This window comes from Streptomyces sp. NBC_00433 (assembly GCA_036015235.1).
Lineage (GTDB): Bacteria > Actinomycetota > Actinomycetes > Streptomycetales > Streptomycetaceae > Actinacidiphila.
Genome location: CP107926.1, coordinates 4,216,067 through 4,241,016, shown reverse-complemented (window position 1 = coordinate 4,241,016; position 24,950 = coordinate 4,216,067). Strand labels below are relative to the sequence as shown.

Genomic DNA, 24,950 nt, shown 5'->3' with positions numbered 1-24,950 from the left:
GCGGGCGCGGCTGCGTAACGTGCGGATATGGGTCTTGAGATACGCACGATCACCGAGTCCGAGGTCGGCGCATGGGTGCGGGCGGTGCACACCGGCTTCCACCGGTCGCAGGTCGCCGGCCCCGATGAGGTCGCGCTCTCGCGGCCCGCCTACGACCTGGACCGCACCCGCGGCGCCTTCGACGGGGACCGGTGCGTGGCGACCTTCCGCAGCATGCCCCGTGACCTGACCGTGCCGGGCGGCGGCTCGGTGCCCGCCTCCGCCGTCACGAACGTCACCGTGACCGCCACCCACCGCCGCCGGGGCCTGGCCACCCGCATGATGGCCGCCGACCTCGCGGCGGCCAAGGAGCGCGGCGAGGCCGTGTCGATCCTGATCGCCGCCGAATACCCGATCTACGGGCGGTACGGCTTCGGCCCGGCCACCTGGGTCACCGAATGGGAGGTCGACGTGCCCAGGGCGGCCCTCGACCGCCGGCACGCGGGACCCGATCCCGCCGAGGGCACCGTCGGGCTGGTCACCGCCGCCGAGGTGCGCGAACTCGGCCCGGCGCTGCACGAGCGGGTCCGCGCCCGTACGCCCGGCGCCATCAGCCGCGACGACCGCTGGTGGAAGCGCGCCACCGGCGCGATCGTCCTGCCCTCCTTCGGATACAAGGAGTCCTTCTTCGTCGTCCACCGCGATGCGGCGGGCGAGGTCGACGGCATGGCCGCGTATCAGGTCAACGACCCCGACTGGCCGGGCAAGCTGCCCAATGCCGACGCCGAGGTGCTCTGGCTGATCGCCGCCACCCCGGCCGCCGACGCCGCCCTGTGGCGCTACCTGCTCTCGCTGGACTGGGTGGTGCGGCTCAAGTCCGGCCACCGCCCGCCGGACGACATCCTCCCGCTGCTCCTCGGCGACCCGCGCGCCGCCCGCACCGAGACCCACGCCGACTACATGTGGCTGCGGCTGCTCGACATCCCCGCCGCGCTGTCCGCCCGCGGCTACGCCCCGCTGACCGCCGACCTCGTCCTGGACGTCCACGACCCGGCCGGGCTCGCGGGCGGCACCTTCCGCCTGGAGACCGCCCCGGGCGCCGCCCCGCGCTGCACCCCGGCGCCGTCCGCGGCCCCCGACCTGGCCCTGGACGCCGCCACCCTCGCCCGCCTCTACCTCGGCGACGAGTCCGCCCTGCGCCTCGCGGCCCTCGGCCTGGTGGCCGAACACCGCCCGGAGGCCGCCGCCACCGCCGACGTCCTCTTCCGCACCCCGCGCCGCCCCTGGTGCCCCGAGGTCTTCTGACCCGCACCCGGACACGTGCCGAGCCCGCGGGCCGAGAAGGCCCGTGGGCTCAGCTGCGCGAGATAGGCCGGCGCGATCAGGATTCCGCCGGCGCACCATGCGTGCGTGCCGTGCGCCCGGGACCGCGGCCCGATCCCGCAGAGAAGGTGCCGCCGGTCGTGGCGGTGGAGGCGGCGGTCGGGGCGTGGCCGGCCTCACATGGATCAGAGATTCTTAACGATCCACCGCACGAGATGTAACTGGACCTACCGTATTGCGCCGGGTGAGACTCGCACCATGACCCCGGACCTGTACGTACCGCTCATCACCCCCTTCACCGCCGCGGGCGACATCGCCCGGGACGCGCTCGAAGCGCTCGCCGGGGAGGTCCTGGCGGACGGGGCGCGGGGACTGGTGGCGCTCGGGACGACCGGGGAGCCGGAAAGCCTGGACGAGGCCGAGCGGGACCTGGTCGTCGAGGTCGTCGGGCGGGTGTGCCGGCGGGCCGGGGCGCGGTTCGTGGTCGGGGTGGGGGACGGGCGGCGCGGGCTCGGGCGGTGGAAGGCGGCGCCCGACGCGGCGCTGGCGACCGTGCCGGCCTTCACCCGTCCGGGTGAAGCCGGGGTCGTCGCGCACTTCACCGCCCTGGCCGCGCGCAGCGACGTACCGCTGCTCGTCTACCACGTCCCCCTCCGCACCGGGCAGCAGCTCACCGCCCGCGCGCTGCGGGAACTGGCCGCGATCCCCGGCGTGACCGGGGTGAAGCACGCCGTCGGCGGCATCGACGCCGAGACCGTCGACCTGCTCGGCGACCGCCCGGCAGGCTTCGACGTGCTCGCCGGCGACGACGTCTTCGCACCAGCGCTGCTCGCCCTGGGCGCGACCGGCGCCGTCACCGCGTCCGCGCACCTGGACACCGCCGCGTGGGCCGAGCTGGCCGCCACCGGCGACCGGGCGCTCGGCCACCGGCTGGCCGCACGGGCCGCCGCGCTCTTCCGGGAGCCGAACCCGACGGTGATCAAGGCCGCCCTGCACGCGCAGGGCCGCATCCCGACCCCCGACGTACGGCTGCCGCTGCTGCCCGCGAGCCCGCAGGCGCTGGCAGGCGTACGTCTCGGCACCTGAAACCATTCGCCGCCCGCCCGCCGCTGCGGTGATACTCGAACGCGCGGGCACACCCAGCGCCACGGACGGGCGCCACCAGATCGGAGAGAGACCGCATGAGGATCGGAATCGTCGGAGCGACCGGGCAGGTCGGCGGAGTCGTACGCAAGGTGCTGGCCGAGCGCGCCTTCCCGGTGAAGGAGCTGCGGCTCTTCGCCTCGGCGCGGTCCGCGGGCCTCACGCTGCCGTGGGACGGCGGCGAGGTCACCGTGGAGGACGCCGGCACCGCCGACTACAGCGGGCTCGACATCGTGATCTTCTCGGCCGGCGGCGCCACCAGCCGCGCCCTCGCGGAGAAGGTCGCCGCCCAGGGCGCCGTCGTGATCGACAACTCCTCCGCCTGGCGCCGCGACCCCGACGTCCCGCTCGTCGTCTCCGAGGTCAACCCGCACGCCCTGGCCGACCGCCCCAAGGGCATCGTCGCCAACCCGAACTGCACCACGATGGCCGCGATGCCGGTCCTCAAGCCACTGCACCAGGAAGCCGGCCTGGTGGCGCTGGTCGCCACCACCTACCAGGCCGTCTCCGGCTCCGGCCTGTCCGGTGTGGCCGAGCTGCACGGCCAGGCCCGCGAGGTCGCCGGCGACGCCGACCGCCTCACCTTCGACGGCGGCGCGGTCGCCTTCCCCGAGCCCGCCGTCTACGCCCGGCCCATCGCCTTCAACGTCGTCCCGCTCGCCGGGTCCCTCGTCGACGACGGCAGCTTCGAGACCGACGAGGAGCAGAAGCTGCGGCACGAGTCCCGCAAGATCCTGGAGATCCCCGACCTCAAGGTGTCCGGCACCTGCGTCCGGGTGCCGGTCTTCTCCGGCCACTCCCTCCAGGTCAACGCGAGGTTCGCCCGCGAGATCAGTGTGGAGCGGGCGTATGAGCTGCTCGCGCAGGCGCCGGGGGTCGAGGTGTCGGACATCCCCACTCCGCTGCAGGCCGCGGGGCGCGACCCCTCGTACGTCGGGCGCATCCGGCGCGACGAGACCGTCGAGCACGGGCTGGCGCTTTTCCTGTCCAGCGACAACCTGCGGAAGGGCGCCGCCCTCAACGCGGTGCAGATCGCGGAGCTGGTCGCCGCCGAGCTCTGACCCGCGGCCGGGTGGGGGTGCGACTGCGGCACCGCCGTGGCGGGGCCGCTTCCCAAGGGCTGTCCCGTAATCCCCGGCGGGCGCGCGACGACAGCTACGGCACCTCGCTGCGTTGTCGGGCTCGCCGACCCGGTACGAGGGCGGCCCTTCGCCTTGCGATGTACCGCATCTGACGCCGCGCGCCGGTCCACCGCGGATCACAGGACAGCCCTTAGCGCGGGAGGAGGCGGAAAGTGGTGAGGACGGTTTCGGACTGGAGGTCGACCTGGGTCGGGACGGGGAGCCAGGTCAGGTCGTGGCTCGCGGCCAGCTCGTCCGCCCAGCGGGAGAGGCGGCGGGTGGCCGCGGCGCGGAGGCGTGCCGCGTCGGGCAGGGGGGAAGGCGCGAGGATCTGCAGGAGAGCGCCCGCGGCTCGCAGGGACATGCGGCGGGCCGCGATGTCGAGTGCGGCCACGTGCGCGCGGGACAGCCGTACGGGCGACTGGTGCAGCCCTTCCCATTCCTCGGCGACCCGCGGGCCCATCGCGACGAGCCCGTCGGCCACGCGCAGCAGCCGGGCCTCGTCGGCCGAGAGCCGGGGCACCGCCTGCCGCAGTTCGGAGAGCGTCGTGCGGTTCAGCCCGGACTGGTGCCGCAGCAGGACCGCGAGGTCGGCGAGGGCGCGGGCGGGGTCGGGGTGGGGGCTGGAGTCGGAGACGCCGGGGCTCGCCCACATCGGCACCTCGAACAGCGCGGTCATCCCGTCGTGGGTGTGCGGCCGTATCCACGTGGACCGGCTGACGTCCTCGGGCAGGCTGTCGAACTGGGCGCGTTCGCCGGGGTCCGGCATGAGGTAGACGCCGGGGCCTGAGGAGCGCCAGTAGAGGGCGTCGTAGGTGCCGGTCTGGACGGGCACGTCCCGCTCGGCGGAGAGCTTGCCGAGGCGTTCCGCGAGCCCTGGCAGGTCACGGGTGAGCTGGACCCAGCTGCCGCCGATGTCGTTGCCGTGCAACGAGCACTGGAGCACCGGGCGCAGCTCGTCGATGAGCCTGATCAGCGCCTGGGACTCGGGGAGCTGGTCGTCGGCCGGGCGGATCGAGGGCGCCCATTCGGGCTGTTCGTCGGCCGGCGGCCGGTAGGCGTGGCGGAAGTGGTCCGCGGGGGTGCGGCGGACGGGGGGCCCGGCTTCGGTGCGGGCGGTGCCGTCGGGGTCGAGGCAGAGCAGGAAGTGCCAGGCCGCGTCGGAGCCGACGTGCAGGTGCGGGTCGAGCGCGACGCGCTCGGCGATCCGCAACGCGCTCGCGGCTCCGACCCGCTCGTCGGAGTGCGGCCCCGCGACGACCAGGACGTTGCGTACCCGGGGCCGGTCGAGGCCGACGGTGAGCAGATGCAGCGGGCGGCCCTCCCGCGACCGGCCGGCCACCCGCAGGGAGCACAGTCCCGGCCGGAACCGGACGAACGCGGAGGCCGCTGCGACGACCCCCGCGACGCCCGGATACGCATCGACCGTGAATTGGCTCACGTCCCGTTGGAGTTGCTGTCGCCGGTGGTCTCCTTCTTGTCCAGTTGCCGTATGACGATGGTGCTCGCCATGTTGACTCCCCTCCCGGTCCAAGTCGGTTGCAATGCAAGGGAGTTGACTCACCCCGGGTGACTCCCACGCCTTGTCAGAGTCCGGCGCCACGGCGACAGTGTCAAGGAGGGCGACGGGGAAGGGGGCCCGGATGGCGGCAGGGGCGACGGAGACGGAAGTCGGTGGAGCGGACGCGGAATTGCTGCGGCCGCGGATCAAACCGGAGCACCGGGCGTACCGCACGGTCGACGGCAACGTCAGGATCGGCAGCGTCATCTACGGCATCGGCGCGGAGATCACCGACCCCGACGGCTGGATCTGGACGCTCACCCAGCTGATGGACGGCACCCGCAGCGGGCCGCGGATCGCCGCCGAGGTCGCGGCGCTGCACCCGGCGGCGGTGCGGCCGGAGACGGTCGGCGCGGCCATCGGCGAGCTGCGGCAGGCCGGTTACGTGGAGGACGCCGCGGCCCCGCTGCCGCAGGGCCTGGCCGAGCGCGACCGGTTGCGGCACACCCGCGGGGTGGCGCTGCTGCGCTGGATGGACCTCAGCCCGCGGGCCAGCCCCTGGCACGCGCAGCTGCGATTACGCCGGGCCCGCGCGCTGGTGCTCGGCGTCGGCGGCACGGGTGGGGCCGCCGCGCAGATCCTCACCGCCGCGGGGGTGGGGCGGCTGCACGTGGTGGACCCGGACACCGTCGAACTGTCCAATCTCAACCGCCAGTTGCTCTACGGCGAGGCCGACATCGGGCACCCCAAGTCCGAGGCGGCGGTGGCCGCGCTGCGTGCCCTGAACTCCGACGTGGCGGTGACCGGCGAGCGCCGGGAGATCCGCGGCCAGGACGCGCTGGCCGAGCTGATCGCCGAAGGCGGCCCCTACGACGTGCTGGTGCTCGGCGCGGACCGGCCGCCGGAGATCCGCCGCTGGGCGAACCGGGTCTGCCTGGCCGCGAACCTCCCCTGGGTGGAGGGCGGTTACCGCGGGCCGCTGGTCACCGCGGGCGTCCACGTACCCGGCCGCGGCCCCTGCTGGGAATGCCAGCGGGTCGGCGAGTCCGAGCGCCGCGACCTGCGCCTGGCGCCCGGCCAGGACGAGACCGCCGCCTCCCCCCGGATGCCGTGGAATCCGGCGAGCGCGGTCACCGCGACCCTGTCGGGCACCCTCGTCGCCCACGCCGCCCTGGCCCTGCTGACCGGCATCCCGCCGATGCGCCCCGGCTTCCGCTACGGCATCAACCTGATGTCCCTCGGCGACCCCGTCCTGCAGATCCACCCCCGCCGCCCCGGCTGCCCCGCCTGCGGCGACTCCGCCGCGTGAGCGCGGCTCAGGTCAGCCGGTCCACCGCCGCGAGCACCGTCCTGGCCTGGAGTTCGACCTGGTCGAAGACCGGCACCCAGCGGGCGTCGAGCGTCGAGACCAGCTCGCGCGCGCCCGCGTCGAGGCGGCGTTCGAGCCGGCCGCGCAGGCGGCCGGGCTCCGCGGCCGGGTCGGGGTCGCCGATGGGCTGCTCGTCCAGCAGCCGCAGGAGCATCCCGGCGGCGCGCAGCGGCATGCGGCGGGAGGCGATGTCGAGGGCGGCGACATGCGCCACCGTCAGCGACACGGGCGGGTCCGCCGCGAGCGCGTCGTAGTCGGCGGCGAGCGCCGCGAAGGCGCCCACCGTGTGCTCCACCCCGCGCAGCAGCAGCGCGGTGCCGCCGGCCGGCGGGCCGGCCGAGCCGATGACCGGCAGGGCCCGGTCCAGGGTCGAGGTGAGGGCGGCGCCGTCCTTGCGGAGCCTGGCGGCCATCACGGCGACCGCGTGGGACGGTTCGGGGTGCGGGGTGGGGTCGCAGACCCGGCGGGTGGCCCACATGGGGACCTCGACCAGCGCGGTGAGCCCGCCGTGCCGGTGCGGGCGGGTCCAGGTCGAGCCGGCGACCTTCTCCGGCTCGCCCGCGGTGCGGTCCCGGCGGCCGTCGGGCGGCAGCACGTACACCCCGGGTCCCGAGCTGTGCCAGAACAGCGTGTCGTAGGTGCCGACCTGCACGGGGATGTCGAGTTCGGCGGCGTATTTCCCGAACGGCTCGGCCAGTCCCGGGATGTCGGCGGTCAGCTGCACCCAACTGCCGCCGACGTCCGTGCCGTGCAGGGTGCACTGCAGGATCGGCCGAAGTTCGTCTATGACGGCCAGCAGCGCGTAGGTCTCCGGGAGTTCGTCGCCCGGGTCGCGGAAGGAGCCCGCCCACTCGGGCTGTTCGCCGACCGCGGGCCGGTAGGTGTGCCGGAAGTGGACGGCGGGCGGCCGCGGCCCTGCCGGGCCCGTCTCGTTGAGCACGGTGCCGTCCGGGTCGAGGCACAGCAGGAAGTCCCAGGTCAGGTCGGCGTCAGCCATCCGGCGGCGGTCGGCGACCGCCTGCTCGGCCAGCCACAGCACGGTGCCGCCGCCCGCCTGCTCGTCCGCGTGCGGACCGGCGACCACCAGCACGTGCCGCCTGCCGTGCCCGACCGACAGCAGCCACAGCGGCCGCCCGGTCCTGGACTCCCCGGCCAGCCGCATCCGGCACAGGTCCGGGTGCCGCGCGCTGAGCAGGCGGGCCGCCGCCGCGACACCGGACACGGTCGGATACGCGTCTGGCCCGCGCATGGCGGCTCCTCCTCGGCTGGGCGGCTGTCAGCTGCTCGTCTGTTCGTCTGCTCAACAGTGCGGGTGGTGCCGGTCCGATTCCGTTCTCGCGCAGGGGAGTTGACGGTGCGCCCCCGCGGGGACCGCGAGCGCGCCCTGCTCAGACTCTGCGGGTCACTGCCAGGTGTCAAGGGCGCCCCGGCCCGTCCCGGCCGCCCGGGACCGCGCGATGTCGGGCCCGCGGTACATCCGCTCGGGGATCCGCGCCAGCGCCGACTCCCGCACCCGCGGGCCGAGCCCGTACAGCTGCTGGAAGCTCATGATCAGCGGACGCCAGCGGTCCGGATCGATGCGGTCGGTGCTGCCCGGCAGCCGGATCGCGTCGTGCACCAGCACGCGCTGGACGCGCACCTCGAAGACGACGATGCCGCCGCGCTGCTCGGGGTCGTCCTCGGCCAGCGGGTGCGTGGCCTCCACGACGGCCTCCATCGCCACCGGGCACTCCGCCGCCCGCGGCGGCCGCACGGTCTGCGACGCCACCGCCGTCAGCCCGGCCCGCCCGAACTTGTCGCCCTCGTGGCGGTAGCCGCGCTCCGCCTTCCCCGGCGGCACCGGATCGCGCCCGGTGGTCAGCGCCAGCCGGTCCACCGCCGCGGCCAGCCCGTCGTCGGGCAGGTTCAGCACGCACTCCCGGTCCCGCAGCAGATTGCGTGCCGTCTGCGACCGCGCGCCCAGCCCGAGCATGCACCGCCAGCCGAGCCAGAAGGCCGACGACATCGGCGCGAGATTCGCCGTCGCCCCGTCCTCGTTGAGGGTCGAGAGCAGCACGACGGGCGTGCCGAAGTAGAGGATGCCCGGCTCGATACGGGTGTGGTCGATCGTGGTGCTGTCCTGGGTGGTCATGCCCCCACCCTGCCCCGCACGCCCTTCCCCGGCTGGCGGTATTCGGACGGTGTGATCACACCCCTGCTACGCCCACGCCGGCGTCCAGCTCCCGGCGGCCGACACGTCGCGGCGCCCCGAGCGCAGATGGTCGCGCAGGGCCGCCAGCGCCGGGTGCGGATTGCCGCGGTGCCACAGCAGCGAATGCGGGTAGACCGGCGCCGGATCCCGTACGCCGATACGCCGCAGGCCGTGGTCGGCCGGCCACACCAGGCGGGTCTGCTCGCCCACGAAGGTCGCCAGCGACCCTGACCCGGCGATGGTGTCGAGCACCGGCTCGGTGCCGAAGTCCGGCCCGGTCACCTCGATGGTGAGCCCGAATGCGGCCGCCAGGTCGTCGTAGTAGGCGGCCCACTCCGTACCCGCGACGATCCCCGGCATCCAGATCCGCTGCCCGCCGAGCTGCGCGGGCGTCACCGCGCGGGCCCCGGCCAGCGGGTGGCCAGGTCCGGTGAGGAGCTGGATGGGCTCGTCGAAGGCCCGGACCGCCCCGATGTCGTCCGGGAGCTGCCGGCCCGGCATGGTGACGGCCCGGAAGGACGCGTCGATCGTGCCCGACCGGATGGCGTCGACGGCCGCGTCCGCGTCGAAGAGGGTCACCACGTCCAGCTCCACCTCCGGATGCGCCCGGCGGAATTCGCCCAGCAGACCGGCCGGGGCCAGCCGCCGCCCGATCACGTCGACCCGCAGCGCCCGCCGTCCGGGCCGCACCGAGCCGACCGCCCGCGCCGCGGCCCGCAGCAGGTCACGGGCATGCGGCAGGAAGGCCTGCCCGTCGACGGTGAGCCGCGCCCCCCGCGCGGTACGGGTGAACAGCCGCACACCCAGCGCCTTCTCCAGCGCGGCGATGCGCTTGGAAACCGCCTGCTGGGTCACCGACAGCTCGGCGGCCGCGTCCTGGAAGCGCCCGGCGTCCGCGGCGGCCACGAAGGTGCGCACGGCTTCGAGATCCACGCCGGCAGCGTATCCGCGCCCGCGGACAACCGCCGGTTGTGGCCGGGCGGCCCGCCGGTTGCTTGCTCCCCGCGTGTCCCAGTCGGTTGGATGCCGGGGTCGGTCGACGAGAAAAGCGGTGGGTATGGCGGGCAGGCGGGCACTGGGGCGGCCGTTCGGATGGCTGTGGGCGGCCTACGCGGTCAGCGCGTACGGCACGGGCTTCGGCTTCGGCGCCTTCCCGATCATCGCGGTCCTGGTGCTGCACTCCGGGCCCGCCCAGGTCGCGGCACTGGCCGCGGCGGGACGGGCGGTGGGGGCGCTCGTCGCCGTACCGCTCGGCCCCTGGGTGGAATTCCGCCGCAAACGCCCGGTCATGGTGGCGACGGACCTCACCCGCTGCGCCGCACTGGCCACCGTCCCCGCCGCCTTCGCCCTCGGGCTCCTCACCTTCGCCCAACTCCTCGCCGTCTCCATCGTCGTCGCCGCCTGCGACATCGCCTTCAAAGCGGCCAGCGGCGCCCACCTCAAGGCGCTCGTGCCGCCGGCGGACCTGCTCGTCGCGAACGGCAGGTTCGAATCCACGACCTGGACCGCGACCGTCGTCGGCCCACCGCTGGGCGGCGCCGCGATCGGCCTGCTCGGCCCCGTCACCACGATCGCCGCCGACGCCGTCAGCTACCTGCTCTCCGCGCTGGGCATCCGCGCCATCGGCGGCACCGAGCCGCGCCCCGCCAAGCCCGCGGCCACCCGGCTGCGGGCAGCCGACCTCCTCGACGGATGGCGCTACATCCTCGCCCACCCCGTGCTGCGGCCCCTCTTCTTCAACGTCGTCGCCGTCAACGGCCTGATCATGGCCGCCGAGCCGCTGCTCGCCGTCCTCCTCCTCGGCCACCTCGGCTTCGCCCCCTGGCAGTACGGCCTCGCCTTCGCGGCCCCCTGCGTCGGCGGCCTCCTCGGCTCCCGCCTCGCCCGCCGCCTCGTCGCCCGCCACGGCCCCGCCGCGGTCCTGCGCACCTCCGGGATCCTCCGCGCCGTCTGGCCCCTCGGCCTCGCCTTCGCCATGCCGGGCGTGCCCGGCATCCTGCTGATCGTCACCCTCCAGTTCGGCCTCGTGACCTGCATCGGCGTCTTCAACCCGGTCCTCGCGACGTACCGGCTCACCCAAACGGAGCCCTCGCGGGTGGCTCGCACGCTTTCCGCGTGGTCGGTCAGCACCAGTGCGGGGATCGCCGGCGCGACGGCTCTGTGGGGGGTGCTCGGGGCGGTGACGACCCCGCGCGTCGCCATCGCCCTGGCCGGCGCCCTCCTCCTGGCGACCCCCCTCCTCCTCCCACGCCCTGCCGCCCCCACCCGCCCCGAGGGCGCGAGCCCCCGAGTCCCCGCCCCGGGCGGCGTGTAACCGGCCTGCACCTTGCGGCGCGCTTGCCTGCGACCCGGTGGGGACTGCGCCGGTGGACGTCGAGGCGCTCGACACCCAGGTGGGCGCCCTGCTCAGGCCACGCGTTCCGCCAGGAAGTCCTCCCAGGTCCTGGCGCCGGTGTCGGCGCCCTCCAGGGTGAGGTTGGCGCCGGCGCGGTAGGCGCGGCCGGCCTTGCCGGGGAGGGGGACGGGGAGCAGCGGGCGGCGCTTGGCCCGGGCGGCGAGGTAGCCGCGCACCAGGTCGCCCATCGGGTAGACGGCGGGGCCCGCCAGGTCGGGGACGCGGCCGGCGGGTTCGCCGAGGGCCAGTTCGGTGAGCCGGGCGGCGACGTCGCGGGCGTCGACCGGCTGGAGGCGCATGCCCGAGGGGACGGGCACGACCGGGAGTCTCGCCATGCCCTTGGCCATCGTGAGGGTGAGGTCGTGGAATTGGGCGGCCCGCAGCACCGTCCACGGTATTCCCGAGTCGGCGACGATCCGCTCGGCGGCGAGCTTGGTGCGCAGGAAGCCGAGCGGCACGGTGTCGGCGCCGATGACCGATATGAGGACCAGGTGCCGCACCCCGGCGCCGGCGGCGGCCCGCACCAGGTGGCGGGTCGCGATGTCGTCGCCCTTGTTGCTGCCCGCCAGGTGCAGGACCGTGCGCACTCCGGCGACCGCGGGCTCGACGCCGGTGTCCGCGAGCAGGTCGCCGGTGGCGTGTTCGACGCCGTCGTCCGCCGGCGGGCGGCTGTGCCTGCTGAGCACCCGTACGGTACGGCCGGCGTCGCGCAGCATCGGTACGACGTGGCGGCCCAGGGTGCCGGTGCCGCCGGTGACCAGGACGGTCGAGGTGATCATGTGGTTTCTCCTGTGCGTTCGCTCGTGGAGGGCGGGTTATTTTGGTGACCCGCGGCGGAAGAGGAACGTGACCGATGGACGACGAAGCGGCGCTGGCCGGGCGTTTCGAGGAGCAGCGGCCCCGTCTGCGGTCGGTGGCGTACCGGATGCTCGGCTCGGCCGCGGAGGCCGACGACGCGGTGCAGGAGGCCTGGCTGCGGCTGAGCCGCACCGGCGCCGACGAGATCGACAGCCTGCCCGCGTGGCTGACGACCGTGGTGGCCCGGCTGTGCCTGAACATGCTCAGGACCCGCGGCACCCGCCGCGAGTACCCGCTCGACAGCGCGCTGCCCGAGCCCGTCGAGGAGGCCGGCGCCGACCCCGAACAGGAGGCGGTGCTCACCGAGTCGGTGGGCCTGGCGATGCTGGTGGTGCTCGACACCCTCGCTCCCGCCGAGCGGGTCGCCTTCGTGCTGCACGACATGTTCGCGGTGCCCTTCGACGAGATCGGCCGGATGACCGAGCGCACCCCGGCGGCGGCCCGCCAGCTCGCCAGCCGCGCCCGGCGCCGGGTCAGGGGCGCGGCCCCGGTCCCGGACGACGACGAGCGCGACAGGCAGCGCGGCCTGGTCGAGGCCTTCCTCGCCGCCTCCCGCCGCGGTGACATCGACGCGCTGGTCGCGGTCCTCGACCCGGACGTCGTCCTGCACGCCGACCGCGCCGCCGGCCCCACCCCGCGACCCGTCGACGTCCGCGGCCGCCTGCGGGTGGCCCACGGCTCGTCGGCCGCCGCGGCCCGCGTCGCCTTCACGGAACCCGCCCTGGTCAACGGTTCGGTGGGCCTGGTCATGGCACCGGCAGGGCGGCTCCGCCTGGTGCTGGTGTTCAGCTTCTCCGGCGGTGTGATCAGCGGCATCGACGTCGTCGCCGACCCCGAGCGGCTGCGCGGCGTACGGATCGAGGTGCTGTAGGCGCGGGCGCGGAAACCGGTTGCGGACGCCGGGGAGCCGTGGCGATCATGCCCGGATGACCATGGACGGTTCGGAAGGCGAGGACGGCCGTGCGGGCATCGACGCGGGGCTGGTACGGCGGCTGATCGCGGCGCAGTTCCCGCAGTGGCGCGACCTGCCGGTGAGGCCGGTCCCGGTCGACGGGTGGGACAACCGCACGTACCGGCTGGGCGACGACATGACCGTACGGCTGCCCACCGCGGCCGGCTACGTGCCCGCGGTCGAGAAGGAGAACACCTGGCTGCCGCGGCTCGCCCCGCACCTCCCGGTCCCCGTGCCGCCGGTGCTGGGCCTGGGCAGGCCGGGCGAGGGCTACCCCCACCCCTGGTCGATACGCGGCTGGCTCGACGGGCAGACCGCGCTGACGCCCGACCGCATCGCCGACCTCAGCGCTTTCGCGGTCGACGTCGGCCGCTTCGTCCTGGCCCTCCAGGCCGTCGACCCCACGGGCGGCCCCGGAGCCGGCGCCCACAGCTTCCACCGCGGCACGCCCCCCGGCTACTACGACGCCGAGACCCGCGCCGCCCTGGCCGCACTCGGCGACGTGGTCGACACGGGTCGCGCCGCGGCGGTCTGGGAGGCGGCCCTCGCCGCCGACTTCCCCGGCCCCCCGGTCTGGTTCCACGGCGACCTGGCCGGCGGCAACCTCCTGGTCGTCGACGGCCGCCTGTCCGCGGTCCTCGACTTCGGCACCTCCGGCACCGGCGACCCCGCCTGCGACCTCGTCATCGCCTGGACCCTCTTCTCCGCCGACAGCCGCACCGCTTTCCGCGACACGGTCGCCCAGCCCCCGTCCACATGGACGAGAGCCCGCGGCTGGGCCCTCTGGAAGGCCTTGATCAGCCTCGCCCAATTCCGCACCGTGAAGCCACGGTTGGCAGCCCAGCATGCCCATGTGATCACCGAAGTCCTGACAGACGCGTACTCCTAGGGCCCCAGCGCCCGCAGCCGAGCACCGCACGCCAAGCGGCGACCCCCCAGGGGCGCGTGGGGGTACCCCCAGGCGAAGCTCTGGGGGAGAACGGAGCGCCAAGCCACGACGCCGCGAAGGACGCACCGCCACAGCAAGCGGCACCCCCGGGCGTCACCCCCCGGTGAGGGCCAGAACATCCCCCAACTCCGTGCGCCGGTAGCGCACTTCGTAGCCGTGCCGGCTCGCCGCGACGAGCCCCGTGTCCCGCAGCACCCCCAGATGCTGCGACACCGTCGCCGGCGCGAGCCCGTACCGGTGGGCGAGCCACCCGGTGGCAGCGGGTTCGGTGAGCCCGGTCAGCAGCCGGGCCCGGGTGCGCCCGATGAGCCGGGCCAGCGCCGGCGTCCCGGCGTCACCGCCCGCGCCCGCCTGCCACAGATTGCCGATGCCCCGCGCGGGATAGATCAGCGTCGGCTGCCAGGGCGGGTCGAGCACGATCACCACCTGGTCCCACTTGAAGGCGCTCGGCATGAGCACCAGCCCCTCCCCGGACAGGTCGCGGTGGTCCGCGCCTCCGTGCTCCCGGGTGAGGACCCCGTCGTGCCAGCGCACCGACGGGTGCAGTTCGGCGAAGAGCCGGTCGAGGCCGCCGTCGGCCGACCGCCGCGCCTGGAAGGCGATGTCCGCTTCGAGCAGCGCCCTGGTCCGCGCCCAGTACGGCTCGACCAGCGCTTCCCACGCGGCGGCGACCAGGTCGGCGAGCAGCCGTACGGCGTCCGCGGGATCGCCGTCGAGCAGCATCCTGCCGGTGGCGGTGCGGGCGGCGCCCGGGGTCTCCGCGAGGGCGCGGGCGATCTCGGTGCGCGCCTGCGCGGGCGGGGTCGCGGCGATGCGTGCGAGGTCGTCGGGGAAGGCGTCGACCGGCCGGTCGGGCGGTGGTGACAGGAAGTCGGGGGTGTAGCCGCGGCGGGGCTGGAGCAGGGTGAGCGGCCGCAGGTCGAGCCCGCGTAGGGCCTCGCCCACGTCGGCGAGCCAGCGCCGGTGGTGGCCGGGCGGCTGCGGGCCGGTCGCGACGCGTACGGCGGCGAGCGTCTCGAAGGCCGGGGAGTAGGCGAAGCGGCATCGCAGCAGGTCGGCGGGCCCGAAGCGGAGGGTGGTCACAGCGGGGGGCCTCCTGGGAGGGGGCGGCCGGGTCGGGCGGGGTGGCGGTTCTGGCGTGGCGGCGGGCGGCAGGGGCGGTGGCGCGGACGGGCGCGGCGGCTTCACCGTACAACGTACTGATTCGGCGAGGAGCGAATCAGTGGTGCGGTCCGCGGGCGCCCTCGCAGGATGGCGGGCGCCGCCGGAGGACCGGCGGGCATCGGACGAGCACAGCCAGGAGTGTGGACGCCATGACCGCAGCACCGAGGACCGAGGCCGCCCCCGGGGCGGACTGGGAGCGCCGCAACGTCGCTCTGTGGGCGGCCGTCGACGACTTCACCGAGGAGGATTTCCGCGCGGCGATCGACGCCCAGGCGGACGAGTTGCCGGAGGGCGACGGCACCGCCCTTTTCGAGCGGGCCGCCGCCTGGGACTCCACCGGCCATTCCGACCGCGCGGTCCCGCTCTACCGCGCGGCTCTCGACGCGGGCCTGCCCGGCGAGCGCCGGCGCCGCGCGGTCGTCCAGATGGCCAGTTCGCTGCGCAACCTCGGCCGACCCGAGGAGAGCGTGGCCCTGCTGACCGCCGAACGGGACCGGGGCCACGACCACTTGGACGACGCCGTGGTCGCCGTGCTGGCCCTCGCCCTCACCGACCTCGGCCGCGCCCGGGAGGCCGTGTCGCTCGCGGTGGGGGCGCTGGCCCCGCATCTGCCGCGCTACCAGCGGTCGATGGCCAACTACGCCCGCCTGATCGGCGAGTCGGACCGGAAGCCGTAGCCGTCGCCGTAAGCACCACGGCCGGCGTCGAGGGCTCGTCGCCCGCCGGAGACCCGGCCCCCGGCGGTGAGGAGCGTGCCGGTGAGCGACCAGGCGGCGATCGGGCCCGCGAGGCCTGGGCTCAGGCCCGCGGCGTGCCCGGCGGCCGCGGTGCAGGACAGCGGGAGCGCGCCGTGCCCCGGGGTCCCGAGGACCCCGGGGCGAGTGGTTCCTCGCCTCCTCCTGCCTCGCCCTGGCCGTCCTCGTCCGGGACCGGGACCACCAGCGCCCACCGCCGCGCCGCCCGCACCATCCCCACTCCCGCCGCGGACTCGCCGGAGTTTGCCACGAGCAAGCGCGGTGCTTGCAAAAGTTAGCGCGGTGGTGCACGCTCGTACCTATGGCGTCACTGAAAGTCGGCAACGTCGGCGAATATCTGCGCGAGCAGCGGCGGAGCGCGCAGCTGAGTCTGCGGCAACTGGCGGAGGCGGCCGGTGTGTCGAATCCGTATCTGAGCCAGATCGAGCGCGGGCTGCGGAAGCCTAGTGCCGAGATTCTGCAGCAGCTCGCGAAGGCGCTGCGGATCTCCGCGGAGACGTTGTACGTGCAGGCGGGGATGCTCGACGCGCGCGAGCGGGACGAGCTGGAGGTGCCGGCGGCGATTTTGACGGACCCGTCGATCAACGAGCGGCAGAAGCAGGTGCTGATCCAGATCTACGAGTCGTTCCGCAAGGAGAACGCCGCCGCGGGGGAGTCGCGGGCGGCTGAGGACGTGGCAGAGGAAGAAGCAACGGAGGCGGGCGTCCCGGAGGCGTCCGCCGCCCTACGGGAGGAAACCGGAAAATGACGATCACCGACGACATCGTGAAGAGCCTGCGCAACCCGACCCCGCTGTACGCGGTCGCCGGGACCGCGGACCTGGCCGCCGAGAAGCTGCGCGAGGTCCCGGCGCTGTTCGGGAAGCTCAGGGAGCAGGCGCCCGAGCACTTCGAGCGGATCAGGACGACCGACCCCAAGGTCGTGCAGGGCAGGGTCACCGCGGGCGCCAAGGACGCGCAGGCGAAGCTGACCGAGACCTACCGCGACATCGACCTGAAGGCCTTCAAGGAGATGCCCGACCTCAAGAAGCTGGGCGAGTCCGTGCAGGACCTGGCTCTGCAGAGCGTCGGCCGGGCCACCGGCTACGCGGTGAAGGCCCGCGAGACCTACGACGAGCTGGCCGTGCGGGGCAAGGGCGCCTTCGCGAGCTGGCGCGGCGAGGACGGCGCGCAGAGCGGCGCCAAGCCCGGCGAGATCGGCGCGGGTGGGGACAAGTCCGCCGCCGCCCGCAAGGCGCCGGCCCGCAAGCCCGCCGCGAAGAAGGCCGACAAGCCGGCCGAGTAGTCGTACGACACATCGGGGCCGGGCACGCATCGCGCGCCCGGCCCGTTGTACGCGTACGACCGGTACGGTGGCAGCGGACGTCAGCGGACATCCGGCGGACGGCAAAGCGGACGACAAAGGCGGGTGGACGGCGTGCTGGTCACACAGTTCTTCGGAGTGGTCGCCCTGATCTCCTGGGCGCTCTTCCTCTTCGCGGTCTTCGCGTTCGTCGACGCGGCGGTGCACCGCGAGGACGCGTATCGCGCGGCGAGCAAGAACAAGAAGAGCTTCTGGCTGATCATCCTCGGCATCTCCGCCGTGATCATGAAGCTGTTCCCGATCCTGTCGTTCCTGCCGCTGATCGGCCTGGTCGCCGTGATCGTCTACATGGTGGACGTACGGCCCGCGGTCCGCGAGGTCAGCGGCGGCCGCGGCGGCGGCGCGGCGCGCAGGCTGCGCGGGCGCGGCCGCAGCGGCAGCAGCAGCGACGGGCCCTACGGCCCGTACAACGGCCGCCGGTAAGACGGGTGTCGGGCAGGGCCTGAGGGCTACGGCTGGAGGTCGGTCCGCTCCAGCAGCACGACGGCCACGTCGTCGGTCAGCTCGCCGCCGTTCAGCTCGCGCACCTCGGTGACGGCGGCGTCCAGCAGCGCGTCGCCGTGCAGGCCCGCGGCCAGCAGCCGGGAGACCAGCCGGACCATGCCGTCCTGTTCGAGGCGCCGCGTGCCCACGCCGATCCGGCCCTCGATCAGGCCGTCCGTGTAGAGCATCAGCCGCCACTCGCCGTCGAGCGCGACCGGCACCCGCTGCCATTCGGCGAGCGTGTCGGGCAGCAGGCCGAGCGCCGGGCCGCCGTCCTCGTGCGGCAGCAGCTGCGGCACCCGGCCGGGCCGCGCCAGCAGGGGTGCGGGGTGGCCGGCCAGGTAGAGGGCGGCGCTGTGGCCGTCGGGCGCGATGTCCAGCGCGCAGAGCGTCGCGAAGATCTCGTCGTCGGCCCGCTCGTTCACCAGCACCTGCTGGAGCGTACGCAGCAGCGCGTCGCCGCCGAGCCCGGCGAAGGTCAGCGCCCGCCAGGCGATCCGCAGCTCCACGCCGAGGGCGGCCGCGTCCGGGCCGTGGCCGCAGACGTCGCCGATCATGGCGTGCACGACGCCGTCGGAGGTGCGGACGGTGTCGTAGAAGTCGCCGCCGAGCAGGGCGCGGCTGCGGCCGGGGCGGTAGTGGGCGGCGAACCGCAGGCCCGCGCCTTCCAGCAGCGGGGTGGGGAGCAGGCCGCGTTCGAGCCGGCGGTTCTCCTGGGCGAGCAGGCGGGTCTCGGTGAGTTTGCGCAGCGCGAGGTCGGCGCGCTTGCGCTCGACGGCGTAGCGCACCGCCCGGGTGACGGCGGCGGCGTCGACCTCGCCGCGGGCCAGGTGGTCCTGGGCGCCGACGCGTACGGCCTCGGCCGCGCTGCCGTCGTCGGCGCCGTCGGTCAGCACCAGCACCGCGGTGTAGGGGGCGACCCGCAGCACATGCCGTACGCCTTCGAGGACGTCGGGCAGGTCCAACAGGATGCAGTGCACGTCGTCGGTGAGCAGCCGCCCGGCGGCGGTGAGATTGCCGGCCCGCAGGATGCGGATACGGGGGCCGCCGCCGTCCTGGAACCAGGGGGCGGTGAAGGCGCCCGTCGGGTCGTCGCCGACGACCAGCAGGGTGAGGGCGGGCGGTCCGTCGGCGGTGTCCTGGCGCTGGCGCGGGAGGCTCAGCGCCGGGGCGCCCGCGGTCTCGGGCGCTGCGGGGGCAGCGGAACCCTCCGCACCGGGATCGGTGGCCGAGGGCCGTTCGGTGCCGCGCTTGGCAGCGGACATCAAGCGACTCCTTTCCGGTCCCCTGAACGTTTCGAGGTCGTTCCTTTGCCTTGCTGTGCCACCCCTGGTCTGAGCAGACCCTAGTGGCTGGACCCGATGTGACGGGAGGGCCGCATTGAAACCGTCAGAGTCATATGCGGTGGCCAGGGCGGGATTTCGCCCTCGATGTGGTGATCCGCACATGACGCACATCACGCTCCCGCACTGCAACCGTGCGGGGTTTCCTACCCTTTTGCGGAACCGGGCGCGGGGTCGGAGCCGGCGTCCGGACGAGCCGGGAGCCGGCGTCCGGGCGAGCCGAAAGCGGGCCGGGAGCCGGCGTCCGATCAAGCCGGCAGGAGCCGTCGCCCGCGCGATCCGGAAGCGGGCCGGGACTCAGCGCGGCGCCAGCGCCTCCCACGCCACCGTGACCTCCCCCTGCCGCCACCGCGCGGGACCGTCCACCACCGGCCAGCCGTCCGCCCCCAGCGCGCGTACCGCCGCGATCCAGCGCTGCCGCGCCCCCAGCGCCGACAGCGGCGCCGCCGCGGCCCACGCCCGGTCGAAGGCGGTGAGGAAGGTGTGCACCCCTTCACCCGGCACATTGCGGTGGATCAGCGCCTTCGGCAGCCGTTCCGCCAGGTCGGAGGGCCGGTGCAGGGAGCCGAGCCGGGTCGCGAAGGTGACCGTACGGGGGCCTTCCGGGCCGAGTGCGACCCATACGTGCCGCCGCCCGATCTCGTCGCAGGTCCCCTCGACCAGCAGCCCGTCGGGCGCGAGCCTGGCGGTGAGCCGCCGCCACACCGCGGGGACCTCGTCCTCGGGGTATTGCCGCAGCACGTTCGCCGCCCTGATCAGTGCGGGCCGCCGCCCGCCCGGCAGCGGCACCTCGAAGCCGCCGCGTACGAAGCGCAGCCCGTCGCGGGTATAGGGGAGGGCTGCGGTCACCCGGTCCTGGTCGATCTCGACGCCGACCACCTCCGCGTCGGCGCGGACCCGGCGCAGCCGCGCGAGCAGCTCGACCGCGGTCCAGGGCGCGGCGCCGTAGCCGAGGTCGACCGCGAGGGGGTCGTCGGTCCGCAGCAGGTGGCGGCCGTGCGCGGCGGCGATCCAGCGGTCCATCCGGCGCAGCCGGTTCGGGTTGGTCGTGCCCCTGGTCACGACCCCGACCGCCCGCTCACCGCCCATATGGCGAGGGTAACCGGACCCGGTTCCCGGCTTCCGCGCGCGGCCCCGGGCGCCGCACTGTCAAGCGATTTCATCACGCTTCGGCAAAGCCGGAAATGGAAGCCCATCCTCCGGTGTTCGCACTGGTTGAGCGCGGGGGTCCGGCTGCCGGAAGGAACGAAGGTGACCCAGTACACGTCGCGGTTCGGCGGGCTGCGCGACGCAGCCGGTGCGGCGGCCGCCGCGTATCGCCCGCACCGCCGGCGGGGCGGGCGGCCGGTGCGCAGGGTCGCCATGCTGAGCGTCCACACCTCGCCGCTGCACCAGCCAGGCACCGGCGACGCCGGCGGCATGAACGTGTACATCGTGGAGCTTGCCAAACGGCTGGCCGAGCGCGACATCGAGGTCGAGATATTCACCCGGTCCACCACCGGCGCCCGGCAGCCCTGCGTCGAGCTGGCGCCCGGCGTGCTCGTACGGCACGTGGACGCCGGGCCGTACGAGGGCCTGGCCAAGGAGGAGCTGCCGGCCCAGCTGTGCGCCTTCACCCACGGGCTGATGCGGGCCTGGGCCGGGCAGCGCCCCGGGCACTACGACCTGGTCCATTCCCACTACTGGCTGTCCGGCCACGTCGGCTGGCTGGCCGCCGAGCGCTGGGGCGTGCCCCTGGTGCACGCCATGCACACCATGGCCAAGGTCAAGAACGCCTCCCTCGCCGAGAACGACGCCCCCGAGCCGCTCGCCCGCGTCATCGGCGAGACCCAGGTGGTCGCCGCCGCCGACCGGCTGATCGCCAACACCGACGAGGAGGCCGGCGAGCTGGTACGCCACTACGCCGCCGCCCCCGGCAAGGTCGCCGTCGTCCACCCGGGCGTCAACCTCCAGCGCTTCCGCCCCGGCGCGGGCCGCGCCGACGCCCGCGCCCGGCTCGGCCTGCCGCAGGACGCGCTGATCCCGCTCTTCGCCGGCCGGATCCAGCCGCTCAAGGCCCCCGACGTGCTGCTGCGGGCCGTCGCCGTCCTGCTGGACGACGACCCGGCGCTGCGCGACCGGCTGGTCGTGCCGGTGGTGGGCGGCCCGAGCGGCACCGGCCTGGCCAAGCCGGAGGCGCTGCACAAGCTGGCGGCCAGGCTCGGCATCTCCGACGTCGTGAGGTTCCAGCCGCCGGTGGACCAGGAGCGGCTGGCCGACTGGTATCGGGCGGCCACCGTGCTGGTGACGCCGTCGTACAGCGAGTCCTTCGGCCTGGTAGCGATCGAGGCGCAGGCCTGCGGCACGCCGGTCGTGGCGGCGGCGGTCGGCGGGCTGCCGGTCGCGGTGTGCGACGGGCGCACCGGCTTCCTCGTCCCCGGGCACGACCCGCGCGACTACGCCCAGGTGCTGCGGCGCTTCGTGGACCACCCGGGGCTCGGCGCCACGCTGGGCGACGCGGCGGCCGTGCACGCGCGGGCCTTCGGCTGGGACGCGTCGGCGGCGGACACCGCCGACGTGTACGCGGCAGCGCAGTTCGAGCACCGCCGTCACCTACGATCGGCGCATGGCTGAGCACGCAGGCCCCGCGCGGGCGGCGAACCCGAACCGGGACCCGAACCAGGACACGGACCCGGACGGCGGCCTCGCGGACCCCGGCATGGCGGCCGCGGGCCGCGTGGTCGAGCAGGTGCTGCGCGAGTCGGACCTGCCGTGCGAGTCGCCGCGCCCCGGCACGTACGTCACCCAGCTGCCCGGCACCAACAAGCTGTCCACCACCTGCCAGCTGATCGTCGGCCGCCACACCCTCTCCGTGAACGCCTTCGTCGTGCGCCGCCCCGACGAGAACCACGAGGCCTTCTACCGCTGGCTGCTGGAGCGCAACCTGCGCCTCTACGGCGTCACCTATGCCATCGACCACCTCGGCGACGTCTACCTCAGCGGCCGCCTGCCGCTGGCCGCGGTCACCGCGGACGAGGTCGACCGGCTGCTCGGCTCGGTCCTGGAGAATTCCGACGGGGCCTTCAACGTCCTGCTGGAGCTGGGCTTCGCGTCCTCGATCCGCAGGGAGTACGCCTGGCGCATGTCGCGCGGCGAATCCACCCGGAATCTGGCCGCGTTCACCCATCTGACCGGCGAGGACGACTGACGGGACCTTTTGCCCCGGCCGGCCCGGCGTCCCACCTCTGCGAGGCGCGGCGCAGGCTGCTGCCGTAGGGGCAGAGGCCCTAGCCGACCGGCAGGTCGTGCCCGGCGTCCAGCGTGACGGCCGGCTGGAGCGGGGCGGTGCGCGGCCGCAGCAGCAGGTAGTAGCCGGCGCCGGCCACCGTGCCGAGGACGGCGCAGCCGAGCCAGACGGTGTTGCGCCCGAGGTATTGGAGGGTCAGGCCGCCGGCCAGCGGTCCCGCGAAGGCGGCGGCGGACCAGGCGAGGGTGAACATCCCCTGGTAGCGGCCGCGCGCGTGCGCCGGGGCGAGGTCGGCGACCACCGACATCGAGGCGGGGGCGTGCACGATCTCGCCCAGCGTCCAGATCACGACGGTCAGCGCGTAGACGGCGACCGAGGTGGCGAAGACCGTCAGACCGATGCCCCAGGCCAGCACGAGCGACCCGGCGGCGAGCAGCACGGCGCTGCTGCGGCCGCGCAGGGCCCGGGTGACCGGCATCTGGAGCACCACGATCACCACCCCGTTGACGGCGGCGACCAGGCCGAACTGCCGGGCGCTGAGCCCGTGCTGCCCCATGTCGACCGCGAGCGTGGAGCTGGCCTGCTGCATCACCGCGGCGAACAGGAAGGTCAGCCCGGCCAGGGCCATGAAGCGCCGGTCGCGCATGACGTCGACCAGGGTGACGTTCACCCTGGGCCCGTCCTTGGCGGCGGGCGCGGCCGGCATCGTCTCGGCCGCCTTGACGTAGACCAGCAGCGCGCACAGCGCGGTGGTGAAGGCGTCCCCGAGGAAGAGCCAGATGTAGCCCTCGGCCGCGATGAAGCCGGCGGCGGCCGCCGAGACGCCGAAACCGATGTTGACAGCCCAGTAGTTGAGGGAGAAGGCCCGCACCCGGTCGGCGGCCGGCACCAGGTCGGCGATCATCGCGGACAGCGCGGGCCGCGAGGCGTTGCCCGTCAGGCCGACCAGGGTGGCGACGGCGGCGATCGCGACGGGCCCGGTGACGAAGCCGAGTACGGCGGTGGTCACCGCCGCGCCGAGCTGCGCGGCCAGCAGCGTCCCCCGCCGGCCGACCCGGTCGGCCAGCACCCCGCCGAGCACCGCGCCCGCGGCCCCGCCGAGCCCGAAGAGGGCGGCGACCAGGCCCGCGTAGGCGGCGGAGTAGCCGCGCTGGACGGTGAGGTAGAGCGCCAGGAAGGTGACGACGAAGCCGCCCAGCCGGTTGACCAGGGTGCTTGTCCACAGCCACCAGAACTGCCGGGGCAGGCCGCCGGTCGTCTCGCGTACCGCTCGGCTGATGGCCGCCACGTGCTCTCCCAGGTTATGTAACAGGCGCTGATGCTCAGCGCATATTACCGAGGGCGGTCGTGAGGTGCCACGGCATTTCGATTAGGCTCGGACACATGGCTGCTGCTGCGTACAAGCTGATCCTGCTCCGCCACGGCGAGAGCGAGTGGAACGCGAAGAACCTGTTCACCGGCTGGGTGGACGTGAACCTCAACGACAAGGGCGAGAAGGAGGCGGTCCGCGGCGGCGAGCTGCTCAAGGATGCCGGACTGCTCCCCGACGTGGTCCACACCTCACTGCAGAAGCGCGCGATCCGCACCGCGCAGCTCGCACTCGAGGCCGCCGACCGCCACTGGATCCCGGTCCACCGCACCTGGCGCCTCAACGAGCGCCACTACGGCGCCCTCCAGGGCAAGGACAAGGCGCAGACCCTCGCCGAGTTCGGCGAGGAGCAGTTCATGCTCTGGCGCCGCTCCTACGACACCCCGCCGCCGCCCCTTGAGGACGGCGCCGAATACTCCCAGAGCGACGACCCGCGCTACGCGACGATCCCCCCGGAGCTGCGCCCCCGCACCGAGTGCCTCAAGGACGTCGTCGTCCGGATGCTGCCCTACTGGTACGACGGCATCGTCCCCGACCTCCTGACCGGCCGCACCGTCCTCGTCGCCGCCCACGGCAACTCCCTGCGCGCCCTGGTCAAGCACCTCGACAACATCTCCGACGAGGCCATCGCCTCCCTCAACATCCCCACCGGCATCCCCCTCGTCTACGACCTCGACCCCGCCTTCCGCCCCCTCACCCCGGGCGGTCAATACCTCGACCCCGAGGCGGCGGCGGCGGCGATCGAGGCGGTCAAGAACCAGGGCAAGAAGTAGCACTTCTCCGCCGAAGCGCCCCCGACCTGCGGCTTCTCCCGCGGGTAGGGGGCGTCCTGGTGTTCGGGGCCGGCTGTGGGCCGTCAAGGCAATGGGACGGTGCTCTCCCCGGGCTCTGGTTCCTGTCTCCACTCCGCTCTGTCGCCGGCACTTCGGAGCAGAGCGGCAGCGGACTGGGCCCTGTACGCAGATAGACCCCCAAGAAGAATGACGGGAGCTCGGCGCGCCAGAACCCGGCTGTGCCACAAGCTCAGCCCGGTCACCTTGCGCGCTGCTCGGATCGCATCCATCTCGCGGGGCCCGCATTCGACGAGCACCACCTCGTGGGACGGGTCGTCGCAGAGCAGCGTGTAGTACTCGGTGGACTCTTCGTCGGACATCCCGCTCCCTACCTCAGCGAGCGGGAGCGTATACGCCTTTTCGGGTGCGCTCGCGGCTGCTCGGCATGAGGTGGGCGTACACCCTCAGCGTCAGGCCGGCGTCGGAGTGGCCCAGGTACTCGGCCAGGGCCTTGACGTTCTTGCCCGGCCGTCGAGGCGGATGACGGCGTGGAAGTGGACGGCCCCGCGCCGCTGGTACTCGGCCACCTTGGCGAACGGGCCGCGGGCGCGCTGCCGGAAGGCCCGTTGGCTGAGCCCGGTCCGCTTGGCGATCTCGCGGCCCAGGTAGATCGGTGGAAGCGGTCACAGCGCTG

23 protein-coding genes and 1 pseudogene are annotated in these 24,950 nt (G+C 74.3%); 14 read left to right on the top strand and 10 right to left on the bottom strand.

Annotated features, from left to right (window positions below; genetic code table 11):
• The first annotated feature begins 27 nt into the window (after positions 1–27).
• The 3 genes from OG900_17895 to OG900_17885 all read left to right on the top strand — a co-directional run bounded on the left by OG900_17895 (position 28) and on the right by OG900_17885 (position 3,506).
• A complete protein-coding gene (locus tag OG900_17895; GenBank protein ID WUH91799.1) occupies positions 28–1,284 on the top strand; it encodes a GNAT family N-acetyltransferase in 1,257 nt (418 codons plus the stop codon).
• A gap of 276 nt (positions 1,285–1,560) precedes the next feature.
• Positions 1,561–2,388, top strand: coding sequence for a dihydrodipicolinate synthase family protein (locus OG900_17890; protein WUH91798.1), 828 nt, complete (start codon positions 1,561–1,563; stop codon positions 2,386–2,388).
• A gap of 95 nt (positions 2,389–2,483) precedes the next feature.
• Positions 2,484–3,506, top strand: a complete 1,023-nt coding sequence (locus OG900_17885; GenBank protein WUH91797.1) for an aspartate-semialdehyde dehydrogenase — start codon at positions 2,484–2,486, stop codon at positions 3,504–3,506.
• Between the two features lie 211 nt (positions 3,507–3,717).
• Here the strand turns inward: OG900_17885 and OG900_17880 are convergent, their stop codons facing one another.
• The gene (locus OG900_17880) at positions 3,718–5,007 is read right to left on the bottom strand and encodes a M14 family zinc carboxypeptidase (GenBank protein ID WUH91796.1); all 1,290 of its coding nucleotides are present in this window, start codon (positions 5,005–5,007) and stop codon (positions 3,718–3,720) included.
• Between the two features lie 265 nt (positions 5,008–5,272).
• Here OG900_17880 and OG900_17875 point away from each other — a divergent pair, with 265 nt between their 5' ends.
• Positions 5,273–6,376 carry a ThiF family adenylyltransferase gene (locus OG900_17875; GenBank protein ID WUH95811.1) on the top strand — a complete coding sequence of 368 codons (1,104 nt, stop codon included), beginning with the start codon at positions 5,273–5,275 and terminating at the stop codon, positions 6,374–6,376.
• 7 nt (positions 6,377–6,383) lie between these two features.
• Here the strand turns inward: OG900_17875 and OG900_17870 are convergent, their stop codons facing one another.
• From OG900_17870 to OG900_17860, 3 genes are all read right to left on the bottom strand, one after another.
• On the bottom strand, positions 6,384–7,685 hold the full coding sequence (locus tag OG900_17870; GenBank protein WUH91795.1) for a M14 family zinc carboxypeptidase: 1,302 nt from the start codon (positions 7,683–7,685) through the stop codon (positions 6,384–6,386).
• A gap of 153 nt (positions 7,686–7,838) precedes the next feature.
• On the bottom strand, positions 7,839–8,567 hold the full coding sequence (locus tag OG900_17865) for a flavin reductase family protein (protein ID WUH91794.1): 729 nt from the start codon (positions 8,565–8,567) through the stop codon (positions 7,839–7,841).
• A gap of 66 nt (positions 8,568–8,633) precedes the next feature.
• The gene (locus OG900_17860; GenBank protein ID WUH91793.1) at positions 8,634–9,560 is read right to left on the bottom strand and encodes a LysR family transcriptional regulator; all 927 of its coding nucleotides are present in this window, start codon (positions 9,558–9,560) and stop codon (positions 8,634–8,636) included.
• Between the two features lie 124 nt (positions 9,561–9,684).
• Here OG900_17860 and OG900_17855 point away from each other — a divergent pair, with 124 nt between their 5' ends.
• Entirely contained in the window at positions 9,685–10,941 is a 1,257-nt protein-coding gene (locus OG900_17855; GenBank protein WUH91792.1) for an MFS transporter, read from the top strand.
• Positions 10,942–11,033: 92 nt separating this feature from the next.
• On the opposite strand, the gene OG900_17850 is transcribed toward OG900_17855, so the two are convergent.
• Positions 11,034–11,801, bottom strand: a complete 768-nt coding sequence (locus OG900_17850) for an NAD(P)H-binding protein (GenBank protein ID WUH91791.1) — start codon at positions 11,799–11,801, stop codon at positions 11,034–11,036.
• Between the two features lie 74 nt (positions 11,802–11,875).
• Here OG900_17850 and OG900_17845 point away from each other — a divergent pair, with 74 nt between their 5' ends.
• Together OG900_17845 and OG900_17840 are read left to right on the top strand one after the other, a co-directional pair.
• Complete coding sequence (locus OG900_17845) at positions 11,876–12,751, top strand: sigma-70 family RNA polymerase sigma factor (GenBank protein ID WUH91790.1); 876 nt, start codon at positions 11,876–11,878, stop codon at positions 12,749–12,751.
• Between the two features lie 55 nt (positions 12,752–12,806).
• Positions 12,807–13,721 (top strand): aminoglycoside phosphotransferase family protein, encoded by a 915-nt coding sequence (locus OG900_17840; GenBank protein ID WUH91789.1) that lies wholly within the window; start codon positions 12,807–12,809, stop codon positions 13,719–13,721.
• A gap of 153 nt (positions 13,722–13,874) precedes the next feature.
• Here the strand turns inward: OG900_17840 and OG900_17835 are convergent, their stop codons facing one another.
• The gene (locus tag OG900_17835) at positions 13,875–14,864 is read right to left on the bottom strand and encodes a winged helix-turn-helix domain-containing protein (GenBank protein WUH91788.1); all 990 of its coding nucleotides are present in this window, start codon (positions 14,862–14,864) and stop codon (positions 13,875–13,877) included.
• 230 nt (positions 14,865–15,094) lie between these two features.
• On the opposite strand from OG900_17835, the gene OG900_17830 reads away from it, so the two are divergent.
• The 4 genes from OG900_17830 (at position 15,095) to OG900_17815 (ending at position 17,485) form a co-directional block, all read left to right on the top strand.
• Entirely contained in the window at positions 15,095–15,622 is a 528-nt protein-coding gene (locus tag OG900_17830) for a tetratricopeptide repeat protein (GenBank protein WUH91787.1), read from the top strand.
• 379 nt (positions 15,623–16,001) lie between these two features.
• Positions 16,002–16,448, top strand: coding sequence for a helix-turn-helix domain-containing protein (locus OG900_17825; protein WUH91786.1), 447 nt, complete (start codon positions 16,002–16,004; stop codon positions 16,446–16,448).
• Positions 16,445–16,984, top strand: a complete 540-nt coding sequence (locus OG900_17820) for a hypothetical protein (protein ID WUH91785.1) — start codon at positions 16,445–16,447, stop codon at positions 16,982–16,984. Before OG900_17825 ends, OG900_17820 begins: the two co-directional genes overlap by 4 nt.
• A 132-nt stretch (positions 16,985–17,116) precedes the next feature.
• Entirely contained in the window at positions 17,117–17,485 is a 369-nt protein-coding gene (locus OG900_17815; GenBank protein WUH91784.1) for a DUF2516 family protein, read from the top strand.
• A gap of 26 nt (positions 17,486–17,511) precedes the next feature.
• Here the strand turns inward: OG900_17815 and OG900_17810 are convergent, their stop codons facing one another.
• Together OG900_17810 and OG900_17805 are read right to left on the bottom strand one after the other, a co-directional pair.
• Positions 17,512–18,810 (bottom strand): SpoIIE family protein phosphatase, encoded by a 1,299-nt coding sequence (locus OG900_17810; GenBank protein WUH91783.1) that lies wholly within the window; start codon positions 18,808–18,810, stop codon positions 17,512–17,514.
• A gap of 375 nt (positions 18,811–19,185) precedes the next feature.
• Complete coding sequence (locus OG900_17805) at positions 19,186–19,977, bottom strand: class I SAM-dependent methyltransferase (protein WUH91782.1); 792 nt, start codon at positions 19,975–19,977, stop codon at positions 19,186–19,188.
• 162 nt (positions 19,978–20,139) lie between these two features.
• On the opposite strand from OG900_17805, the gene mshA reads away from it, so the two are divergent.
• Together mshA and OG900_17795 are read left to right on the top strand one after the other, a co-directional pair.
• Positions 20,140–21,501, top strand: coding sequence for a D-inositol-3-phosphate glycosyltransferase (mshA, locus tag OG900_17800; protein ID WUH91781.1), 1,362 nt, complete (start codon positions 20,140–20,142; stop codon positions 21,499–21,501).
• 85 nt (positions 21,502–21,586) lie between these two features.
• Entirely contained in the window at positions 21,587–22,075 is a 489-nt protein-coding gene (locus OG900_17795) for a YbjN domain-containing protein (GenBank protein WUH95810.1), read from the top strand.
• 79 nt (positions 22,076–22,154) lie between these two features.
• Here the strand turns inward: OG900_17795 and OG900_17790 are convergent, their stop codons facing one another.
• Positions 22,155–23,402: an MFS transporter gene (locus OG900_17790; GenBank protein ID WUH91780.1), complete on the bottom strand. Its 1,248-nt coding sequence runs from the start codon at positions 23,400–23,402 to the stop codon at positions 22,155–22,157.
• A gap of 95 nt (positions 23,403–23,497) precedes the next feature.
• Between OG900_17790 and OG900_17785 the strand changes: the two genes are divergently transcribed.
• Positions 23,498–24,256: a phosphoglyceromutase gene (locus OG900_17785; GenBank protein WUH91779.1), complete on the top strand. Its 759-nt coding sequence runs from the start codon at positions 23,498–23,500 to the stop codon at positions 24,254–24,256.
• 393 nt (positions 24,257–24,649) lie between these two features.
• Here OG900_17785 and OG900_17780 read toward each other — a convergent pair.
• Positions 24,650–24,927: pseudogene (locus tag OG900_17780) on the bottom strand (site-specific integrase).
• Positions 24,928–24,950 lie beyond the last annotated feature (23 nt).

What these genes read in the sequence shown, in the direction of transcription:
- OG900_17895 (WUH91799.1), top strand. Translation starts at nt 28, where the DNA reads ATGGGTCTTGAGATACGCACGATCACCGAGTCCGAGGTCGGCGCATGG.
- OG900_17890 (WUH91798.1), top strand. Translation starts at nt 1,561, where the DNA reads ATGACCCCGGACCTGTACGTACCGCTCATCACCCCCTTCACCGCCGCG.
- OG900_17885 (WUH91797.1), top strand. Translation starts at nt 2,484, where the DNA reads ATGAGGATCGGAATCGTCGGAGCGACCGGGCAGGTCGGCGGAGTCGTA.
- OG900_17870 (WUH91795.1), bottom strand. Translation starts at nt 7,685, where the DNA reads ATGCGCGGGCCAGACGCGTATCCGACCGTGTCCGGTGTCGCGGCGGCG.
- OG900_17865 (WUH91794.1), bottom strand. Translation starts at nt 8,567, where the DNA reads ATGACCACCCAGGACAGCACCACGATCGACCACACCCGTATCGAGCCG.
- OG900_17855 (WUH91792.1), top strand. Translation starts at nt 9,685, where the DNA reads ATGGCGGGCAGGCGGGCACTGGGGCGGCCGTTCGGATGGCTGTGGGCG.
- OG900_17850 (WUH91791.1), bottom strand. Translation starts at nt 11,801, where the DNA reads ATGATCACCTCGACCGTCCTGGTCACCGGCGGCACCGGCACCCTGGGC.
- OG900_17845 (WUH91790.1), top strand. Translation starts at nt 11,876, where the DNA reads ATGGACGACGAAGCGGCGCTGGCCGGGCGTTTCGAGGAGCAGCGGCCC.
- OG900_17840 (WUH91789.1), top strand. Translation starts at nt 12,807, where the DNA reads ATGACCATGGACGGTTCGGAAGGCGAGGACGGCCGTGCGGGCATCGAC.
- OG900_17830 (WUH91787.1), top strand. Translation starts at nt 15,095, where the DNA reads ATGACCGCAGCACCGAGGACCGAGGCCGCCCCCGGGGCGGACTGGGAG.
- OG900_17825 (WUH91786.1), top strand. Translation starts at nt 16,002, where the DNA reads ATGGCGTCACTGAAAGTCGGCAACGTCGGCGAATATCTGCGCGAGCAG.
- OG900_17820 (WUH91785.1), top strand. Translation starts at nt 16,445, where the DNA reads ATGACGATCACCGACGACATCGTGAAGAGCCTGCGCAACCCGACCCCG.
- OG900_17810 (WUH91783.1), bottom strand. Translation starts at nt 18,810, where the DNA reads ATGTCCGCTGCCAAGCGCGGCACCGAACGGCCCTCGGCCACCGATCCC.
- OG900_17805 (WUH91782.1), bottom strand. Translation starts at nt 19,977, where the DNA reads ATGGGCGGTGAGCGGGCGGTCGGGGTCGTGACCAGGGGCACGACCAAC.
- OG900_17795 (WUH95810.1), top strand. Translation starts at nt 21,587, where the DNA reads ATGGCGGCCGCGGGCCGCGTGGTCGAGCAGGTGCTGCGCGAGTCGGAC.
- OG900_17785 (WUH91779.1), top strand. Translation starts at nt 23,498, where the DNA reads ATGGCTGCTGCTGCGTACAAGCTGATCCTGCTCCGCCACGGCGAGAGC.